Annotated in this window: 2 protein-coding genes and 1 pseudogene; 1 reads left to right on the forward strand and 2 read right to left on the reverse strand. The window is 72.2% G+C overall.

Annotated features, from left to right (window positions below; genetic code table 11):
- Together CCN33_RS33535 and CCN33_RS15295 are read right to left on the reverse strand one after the other, a co-directional pair.
- A pseudogene (locus CCN33_RS33535) lies at positions 1 to 115 on the reverse strand (sortase-dependent protein); the annotation flags it as partial.
- Positions 116 to 324: 209 nt separating this feature from the next.
- Entirely contained in the window at positions 325 to 750 is a 426-nt protein-coding gene (locus CCN33_RS15295; protein ID WP_086694173.1) for a YjbQ family protein, read from the reverse strand.
- Positions 751 to 872: 122 nt separating this feature from the next.
- Here CCN33_RS15295 and CCN33_RS33820 point away from each other — a divergent pair, with 122 nt between their 5' ends.
- On the forward strand, positions 873 to 956 hold the full coding sequence (locus CCN33_RS33820) for a putative leader peptide (RefSeq protein WP_343235472.1): 84 nt from the start codon (positions 873 to 875) through the stop codon (positions 954 to 956).
- The last annotated feature ends 287 nt before the right edge of the window (positions 957 to 1243 follow it).

A 1243-nucleotide genomic window follows, 5' to 3' on the forward strand; every position in this document is an offset into this window, starting at 1 on the left:
AGCCGGCGGGGCGCGGGGTGGGGGACGAGTCCGCCCCGCCGGCGAACGCGGGCACCGTGCTCGCCAGCACGGCGACGCACGCGGTCGCCGTGGCACTCAGGACTGTTCGGCGCATGTATCGCTCTCTTTCGTCGGCCGGTCCGGCGGGTGGCCGGGACGGCTGCGTGATGAATCGAGCGAAGAGACGAGACAGGCTCAGCAGGGGTTGTAAAGGATCGGCAAAGTCGCGTCAGCCACTGGTCCGGGCCGGCGACCCCGTGAACCACGGCGGGTGCAACTCATCGGTGACGCACAGGCGTTCTCTCAGTCCAGGGCCGATGCGAGTCACTGGCCGAGGAAGCTCAACCGCACCTGACGGCTGGGGTTGTCCCTGTTGGTGTCCACCAGACACACCGACTGCCACGTGCCCAGCTCCAGGCTGCCGCCGATGACGGGCAGCGTGGCGTGGGGCGGGACGATCGCCGGGAGGACGTGGTCGCGGCCGTGGCCGGGGCTGCCGTGGCGGTGCTGCCAGCGGTCGTCGGCCGGGAGCAGGGTGTGCAGGGCGGTGAGCAGGTCGTCGTCGCTGCCGGCGCCGGTCTCGATGACGGCGACGCCGCAGGTCGCGTGGGGGACGAAGATGTTGAGCAGGCCGTCGCGGCCCGCCGCGGCCTCGCCCAGGAAGTGTTCGCACTCCTGAGTGAGGTCCACGACCCGCTCACGGGACCCGGTGGCGACGTCGAGCACGCGCGTGGTGAAGGCATCTGACATGCCTCCATCCTCACCCACCGTTCACGCTTCACGCCTTCCGGCACGACTGTTCCCCGAGACGGGCAGTCCACTGACCGAGACACCGTTGACCGGCGAACGCCCGCCTGGCTACGTTCACCGGCATGTCGCGTTCAGCCCTGCTCACCACGCGCGGTCACATCGACCTGCTGCGGGTGGCTTCCGCCGCGTGTCGCCCCGGCCGCTGACGCCTTTCTCCCGCTCCGCCTCCGCCCTTTCCCCGGGCCGCCTCGCGTTCCCCGCCCGCCGCACGTGACCCTCCGCTGAGCCGAGGGCGCCGTGGCGGCGACGGGCGCACCCTCGTTCCCGCTCTCCCTCGTGTGGAGCACCCATGAGCATCAGCCATGCCCCACCGCATCCATCCGACGCGGCGGGCACAGCCGAGCTGTCCGCATCCCCCACCCTGCAGCGCCTCGTGCCCGCCTCCGCCCGGCGCACCCGGCTCCCCCGCTGGCTGCGCCGCACCACCGGCCCG

Origin of the sequence: Streptomyces recifensis, assembly GCF_002154615.1 — a bacterium.
GTDB lineage: Bacteria > Actinomycetota > Actinomycetes > Streptomycetales > Streptomycetaceae > Streptomyces > Streptomyces griseoluteus.

Excerpts from the sequence above, each read along its gene's own strand:
- CCN33_RS33820 (WP_343235472.1), top strand. The coding sequence starts at position 873 with ATGTCGCGTTCAGCCCTGCTCACCACGCGCGGTCACATCGACCTGCTG.
- CCN33_RS15295 (WP_086694173.1), bottom strand. The coding sequence starts at position 750 with ATGTCAGATGCCTTCACCACGCGCGTGCTCGACGTCGCCACCGGGTCC.